This window comes from Veillonella sp. R32 (genome assembly GCF_010093125.1).
Classification (GTDB): Bacteria; Bacillota; Negativicutes; order Veillonellales; family Veillonellaceae; genus Veillonella_A.
In genome coordinates, this window is the sequence record NZ_NMZQ01000033.1 from 1 (window position 1) to 6,802 (window position 6,802).

The window sequence follows — 6,802 nt, forward strand, 5'->3', positions numbered from 1 at the left end:
CGTTTTGTCCTATAACCCGATAATACCTTAACACTATATAAAATAAAAAAGACCGGCCGTAGCCGATCTTTCAGTGTAGTTATTTATGCTTTAGTGACATTCGTAGCCTGTGGGCCGCGTTCGCCATCAACGATTTCAAAGTTTACTTCTTGACCTTCATTCAAGGATTTGAAACCATCTTCTTGAATCGCGGAGAAATGTACGAATACATCGCCACCGTCTTCTCTTTCAATAAATCCATAACCTTTTTCTGCACTGAACCACTTAACTTTACCGAGCATAAAAAATTCCTCCTAAAAAATCCCTGCATTAGAGTACCTATAGTACCCTTCAACTATGTTAGCACAGTAAATGTTAAAAAACAAGGATATTATACTGTATATGCATTATAAGTATACATACAATTATTTATGGCAGTATTATGCAAAATTAAACATCTTGTTAATTACCAAATGAAACTTATATTTTTTATATCCCCTATAAGTATTGTAACCACGGGGCTTCTTTAGGTATTTTTAGTTTCAAAAATCAAAAAGTCATAAATAGATTTAATTATAATTTCATGCACTATTTTTAGCCTATTCAGTTATAAATTATTAGAATTTATTCATCTTAATTCATTGCATACAAAGTCAGTTCTTTTGACTATCTAAGTACAGTCAATTTACTGTATAAAGTAATCATTTCTAACAGTAAAATTATTAATAAAAATGACGTCTTCCCTGCGAAAGACGTCATACTCTATTTTATAAAATTTTTGATAAGAACAACTGCGTACGTTCGTTTTTAGGATGTTCAAACACATCAACTGGCGTACCTTCTTCCAAAATCCTACCTTCATCAACAAAGAGAACTCGAGTCCCTACTTCTTTAGCAAAGCCCATTTCATGAGTAACTACGACCATAGTCATTCCTTCATTAGCCAGCTCTTTCATTACATCCAATACTTCACTTACCATTTCAGGGTCAAGTGCTGACGTTGGTTCATCAAATAGCATGACTTTTGGCTTCATCGCTAAAGCACGAGCTATAGCCACACGCTGTTGTTGACCACCTGATAATTGTTCAGGGTAGGCCTGCGCTTTATCCTTTAAACCAACTTTCTCTAATAATTCAAGCGCAATCTTTTCAGCATCAGCTTTCGAACTTTTACGAATTTTCTGCGGTGCTAAGGTAATATTATCTAATACAGTCATATGCGGGAATAAATTAAATCGTTGGAATACCATGCCTACTTCAGCACGTACATTATTGATGTTTTCTTTATTGTTTAAATTCATCCCATCAACAATAACATCACCAGAGGTTGGTTCTTCTAAATAATTCATACAACGCAAAACGGTACTTTTACCCGATCCAGATGGCCCAATAATAACGACCACTTCACCCCGTTCAACATGAAGATTAATTCCTTTTAATACTTCATTCTTGCCAAAGCTTTTATGCACATCAATCATCTTAATCATTTGATATTATATCTCCTTTCAAGGAAGGCCACTAACTGTGAAATACTTAATGTCATAACTAAGTAAATGATAGCTACAGCGGTCCAAATCTCAAAAGAACCATAGGTACGAGCGATAATAAGTTGGCCACGACGCGTTAATTCTTCAAAACCAATGACAGATACTAAGGATGTATCCTTCATCATGGCAATAAATTCATTACCTAGTGGTGGGATAATAGCTTTAAAAGCCTGTGGCATTACAATGTAGCGCATAGTTTGAGCCCAAGTTAAACCCAACGAACGACCGGCTTCCATCTGCCCTTTGTCGATAGATTGAATACCAGCACGGAAAATTTCAGATACATACGCACCAGAGTTAATACTACATGCTGTAACCGCCGCTACATAAGGATTGATGGACTGACCAATTACCATAGGTAAGGCAAAATAAATCATGAAAATTTGTACCAATAGTGGCGTACCACGGAATAATTCTACATAGCATTTTACTAATAAACGAATAATTTTAAAACGTGACAAATTAGCTAATGCTGCAATCATACCGATAAAGAAACCACAGCCTACAGCCATTACTGTAATCTGAATCGTAATGACGGCCCCTTGTAATAATATGGGGAAATTATCCCAAATTAAACTCCAATCAAAACTCATAATTAACCCTTTCCTTTGTATCCATGTTTACTAATCTATAAATTTATAACGTGAGTAAGCATAGAAATAAATTTCTATGCTTAGGTAATTATAATTGTATTTTTATACAATGTCAATAGTTATTTAATCATAGACTCATACGCCTTGGCTAAGCGCGTAACAGCGAGCTGTAGTTTTGCTGGCTCTAACCCCGTAAAGTTAAGGCGCACAAAGCCTTTGCTAGGCTTATTTACAAAAAAAGGCGTTCCTGGAATTACCAATACTTTCGCCATTAAAGCCGCTTGAAAAAATGCATATTCATCAATTTTGTCAGGCAACTGAAGCCACAAGAAGAATCCACCACGGGGTATAGTAAATGTAAAATCTGGCAAAGCACTCCTTAGACTTGCTACCAAAGCATCGCGCCGTGCTTTATATACAGCGTTCATAGCCGCTACATGATTGTCATAAGAATATATATTCATAAATCCAGCTGCTATGGCATGATCTGGTAAGGAACTATGAATATCACAACATTCTTTGACTAAACTAAGATCCGTAATAAGTTGAGGCTTACCACACAACCAGCCAATACGTATACCAGGACTTAGTGTTTTAGACAAACTCCCCATAAACAGAACTTGCCCTTGTTGGTCATACGAAGCCAAGGCCCGATGATATGTATTGGTATACGTAATTTCACCATACGGATTATCTTCTAAAATTATTACTTCATATTGACTTACTAAATCCATAAACGCTTGACGGCGCGTTTCACTCCAACATAAACCGGTAGGATTTTGATAATCAGGAATTACATAAATAGCTTTAACAGACGGATCAGCTACTAAAGCTGCCTCTAGGGCACCTAAATCCATACCTTCAGAATCACAAGGAATTCCTTTTACGGTAGCTCCTGTCATGGCCAAACAGTTTTTAGCATCAATAAAAGTAGGGTCTTCTACCAAAACCGTATCCCCCACATCTAAAAATAGTCGAGCTGCCGTATCCAAGGATTGCATGGAACCACTGGTAATTTGAATCCCTTCAGGACTTGCTTTAATTCCATACTTGCTAACGATTTGTACAAGTTTAGTTCGCAAGGCCGGCCAGCCTTTACTATCACCATATTGTAAAACTTCTTGTCCCTCTTGAAGGAAAACCTCTTTAGCAACTGCGCTCAATTCGTTACAAGGAAATAATTCAGGTGCTGGCACCCCTTCCCCTAAGGAAAGCATATCGGTTTCACCGGCAGCTTGATCTTTTAAGGCGGCAATAGCGGACCGCTCTAATTGACGGGCACGCTGGGCATATAACTCTTTATATATCATAGGTACTCAATTCCTTTTCCTTACCTCACTTATTGTATATCACCAAACCATTTTTGTTGCAATTTGTCATATTCGCCATTAGCTTTAAGCTTTTCAAAGGCCGCATTCATCTTAGCTAATAGCTCTTTATCATCTTTACGCACGGCAATGGCAATTGTATGATCTTGTAAACCAACTGGTACGATTCGCAAATCTTTCATATTTAATTTCTGAATATAATATTTAGCCACTGGTTCATCAAGCATAACAATATCCACACTATTGTTACTTAAATCTTGCAACATACTAGAAATGGCATCAAATTCTTTCACCGTAGTGCCTGGCTTACTTTGCGCTAACATAGCACCGGTCGTACCAATTTGTGCGGCTACGCGCTTGCCTGCAATATCATCTTCACCATTAATATTAGTTTCATTATTACGAACTACCATGACTAATTTCACATGATAATAAGGTTCTGTAAAACTAACTTTTGCTTCCCGTTCTTTAGTGACTACTAACCCAGAAGCAATGGCATCAATTTGCTTACTCTGTAAAGCAGGAATTAAACCATCAAACCCCATGCTTACAAACTTAGCTTCATACCCCATTTCTTTGGCTAAGGCATTACTTAAATCAACGTCAAAGCCTTTGTATGTATCGCCTTCAGCAAACTCAAAAGGAGGATACGTCGTTTCAGCCGCAAAGGTAATCACCTTTTTATCACTACTGCTTTCACTGCCACAACCAACAACTAGAGCACTTAAAGCCACAACGGTGCCTACAATGGCCCATCCTTTTTTCCAATTCATAATCTGTCCTCCTATTTTCCTTTCTACTCATGCACCAAGCTAATTAGGGTCAACTACAAAAGAAACAGTACTACACTAAAAAGATTTAAGTATAGTACTGTTCATCTGTTACTATGGTATCAAATTTATTGTTATTTTACAATTCACAGTTCCTAAATTTATACGAACTATCAGTTACCAGACCATTCAGTTGGCATATCCGCAGGGGCATCCGTTTTAAACCATTTTTGATAAATAGCATTTAATTCCCCATCCTGTTTCATGTCAGCTAAGGCTTTATTCACAGCCGCTTGTAAGTCTTTGTTATCTTTAGCAAAAGCAAAACCGAAATATTCTTTTGTATTAGGATATGGAATTACTTTTACATCTTCATTTGGATGTTTTGAAGCATAATATTGTGCCACTGGTAAGTCTAGTACAGCTGCGTCTACACTCCCTTTATTTAATTCAAGTAAAGCATCACTACTATGGTCAAACTGTTTTAACGTAGCATTTGCAATTTTCCCAGCTAAGTCAGCACCCGTAGTCCCCATTTGAACGGAAATATTTTTACCTTCCAAATCTTGCAATGTATTAATATTCGAAGCCCCTTTTACTACCACTGCCATACCAGATTCATAGTAAGGAGAAGCAAATAATACTTTACCCGCTCTTGCTTTAGTGATAGTCATGCCAGATGCAGCCATATCAATATCCTTATTTCCTAAACTTGGAATCAATGCATCAAATGCTACGTTTTTAAATTCTACATCAGCATTCATTTTTTTAGCAATCGCTTTCACCATATCAATATCAAAACCAGTTAAGTCTTGAGATTTTTCATCTTTAAATTCAAAAGGTACGAACGTTGCATTAGTACCCACTTTAATTACTTTTTTACCATTATCAGCTTGTGAACTAGCCGTATCGCTACCACAACCAGCCACTAATGCGCCCATGGCTAATACGGCCATCCCTGTAAGCATAATTTTCTTCATTTTCTGTGTAAACATAACTCCATCTCCTACTCTTTATTGTATAATAATAAGTTCAAACTCTCTCTTTATCTGAGTTTATCTAATTGGTATGACATGATTATACATAACTTTGTATAAAACGTCAATAGGCGAATGAATAAAAATTCAGAAATTTTTGTATAAAAATAAAAGACAGCTAAAAAGCTGTCTTTTACATACGGCTGACCTGGTCTTTGCCCCCACACTCGCCTACTGGAAGGTTCGCTCCTAAGCATCCGGCTCCCCACTACTACTTCTCTCGATTATATCGGTAGGTCTTACATCTAAGCCGCACCATGCTCATAATGTCGTTGCATTACTTACGTGGATCGTTTTGCCTGCGACTGGCCTCGACTTTCAACCACAGACCCGTATGAAGAAATTATACGCAAAGAATTTTACTTTGTCTATACAAAAATTATATGACTATTTTATATTTTCCTCTTGCTACTTTCATTAGTTAAAGGATTCTATCTTTGTAAATCCTTTTAATCATTGCATTCTCTTTTTCTTTCTCAAAATTCGTTTAACTTTTCCTCAAATTACTATACATAGATAGCAACATAGACCTATACCCAAATTGCTCATAATATTGTATAATGTGTTTACTTGTTAAATGGGGACACAAAGGGAAGGACTCAGTATTATGTTTATGTTATCTTTAATGCAGCCATCGGGCTTATATGAATTGGAGCAAGATAGCTTAGAAGCCATTAGCGCCCAATTACTTCAGATGATTCGCATGAAAAGCTATGAGCTTTATACACATTCCATTAATGTAGCCAATTATTCTGTTAGTATTGCCGCTAAACTAGGACTACCAGCCAACGAAATAGAACAAATTAGACATGGTGCATTATTGCATGACTTAGGATTACTTATGATGCCTTCAACAGTCTTAAAAAAAGCACCATTCTTCAACCGACAGGAAATGTCTAAATATCGTCAACATCCTGCGAACGGGGCAAACATGATTGAAAACTATCCATGCTGCCAACCAATTATTCCCTATATCCGCTATCATCATGAGCGTTGGGATGGTTCTGGTTTTCCTAAACATCTCTGTGGTAGTAATATTCCATTAGGTGCTCGTATAATCGGTATTGCTGATTATTATGACTCCGCTATTAATCCTTCCACAGAATCTTGGTCTAAAAGTAAAAAAACAGCCAAACAGGAATTGTTCAGTGGCTCTGGCATCTACTTTGATCCTGATTTAGTAAAAGCCTTTATTGAGATTATCGGCTAACTACAAAGGAAATATCTTTATTATTGATTCCAATTCATAGTGTAAGCAGTCTACTTAGGTAGGCTGCTTTTTTATGTGATTTTAGTGACCACCAGCCAAAGCGAGCCCCACCACCTCTTTGACCTTATACTCATGAACAAGGACCTGTGCGGCGGCTTCTAAAGTAGCTCCCGTAGTAAATATATCATCAACTAGTAATACAGATTTATCTTTTAAAATTCGGGTTATAGGACAAAACGTGTTGGTAAAAACAGCTATAGTATCAGTAATTATCTGGTGTTATAGCTGTTTTAAATTTATACATAATATTTAAAGGTTGGACAAAATGTGTTGGTAAA

Annotated in this window: 8 protein-coding genes; 1 reads left to right on the plus strand and 7 read right to left on the minus strand. The window is 36.8% G+C overall.

Annotated elements, in window-relative coordinates; genetic code table 11:
- Positions 1-83 precede the first annotated feature (83 nt).
- The 6 genes from VER_RS07690 to VER_RS07715 all read right to left on the minus strand — a co-directional run bounded on the left by VER_RS07690 (position 84) and on the right by VER_RS07715 (position 5,212).
- Positions 84-281: a cold-shock protein gene (locus tag VER_RS07690; RefSeq protein ID WP_115309570.1), complete on the minus strand. Its 198-nt coding sequence runs from the start codon at positions 279-281 to the stop codon at positions 84-86.
- 465 nt (positions 282-746) lie between these two features.
- Positions 747-1,466 carry an amino acid ABC transporter ATP-binding protein gene (locus VER_RS07695; RefSeq protein WP_162100259.1) on the minus strand — a complete coding sequence of 240 codons (720 nt, stop codon included), beginning with the start codon at positions 1,464-1,466 and terminating at the stop codon, positions 747-749.
- Complete coding sequence (locus tag VER_RS07700; RefSeq protein ID WP_115309568.1) at positions 1,463-2,119, minus strand: amino acid ABC transporter permease; 657 nt, start codon at positions 2,117-2,119, stop codon at positions 1,463-1,465. Before VER_RS07700 ends, VER_RS07695 begins: the two co-directional genes overlap by 4 nt.
- A gap of 119 nt (positions 2,120-2,238) precedes the next feature.
- Positions 2,239-3,429, minus strand: a complete 1,191-nt coding sequence (locus tag VER_RS07705; protein WP_162100260.1) for a PLP-dependent aminotransferase family protein — start codon at positions 3,427-3,429, stop codon at positions 2,239-2,241.
- 29 nt (positions 3,430-3,458) lie between these two features.
- Positions 3,459-4,220: a basic amino acid ABC transporter substrate-binding protein gene (locus tag VER_RS07710; protein ID WP_162100261.1), complete on the minus strand. Its 762-nt coding sequence runs from the start codon at positions 4,218-4,220 to the stop codon at positions 3,459-3,461.
- Positions 4,221-4,390: 170 nt separating this feature from the next.
- Positions 4,391-5,212 carry a basic amino acid ABC transporter substrate-binding protein gene (locus VER_RS07715; RefSeq protein WP_162100262.1) on the minus strand — a complete coding sequence of 274 codons (822 nt, stop codon included), beginning with the start codon at positions 5,210-5,212 and terminating at the stop codon, positions 4,391-4,393.
- Between the two features lie 649 nt (positions 5,213-5,861).
- Between VER_RS07715 and VER_RS07720 the strand changes: the two genes are divergently transcribed.
- Complete coding sequence (locus VER_RS07720) at positions 5,862-6,464, plus strand: HD-GYP domain-containing protein (RefSeq protein WP_115309566.1); 603 nt, start codon at positions 5,862-5,864, stop codon at positions 6,462-6,464.
- Positions 6,465-6,545: 81 nt separating this feature from the next.
- Here the strand turns inward: VER_RS07720 and VER_RS10405 are convergent, their stop codons facing one another.
- Positions 6,546-6,737, minus strand: a complete 192-nt coding sequence (locus VER_RS10405) for a ComF family protein (RefSeq protein ID WP_162100263.1) — start codon at positions 6,735-6,737, stop codon at positions 6,546-6,548.
- Positions 6,738-6,802 lie beyond the last annotated feature (65 nt).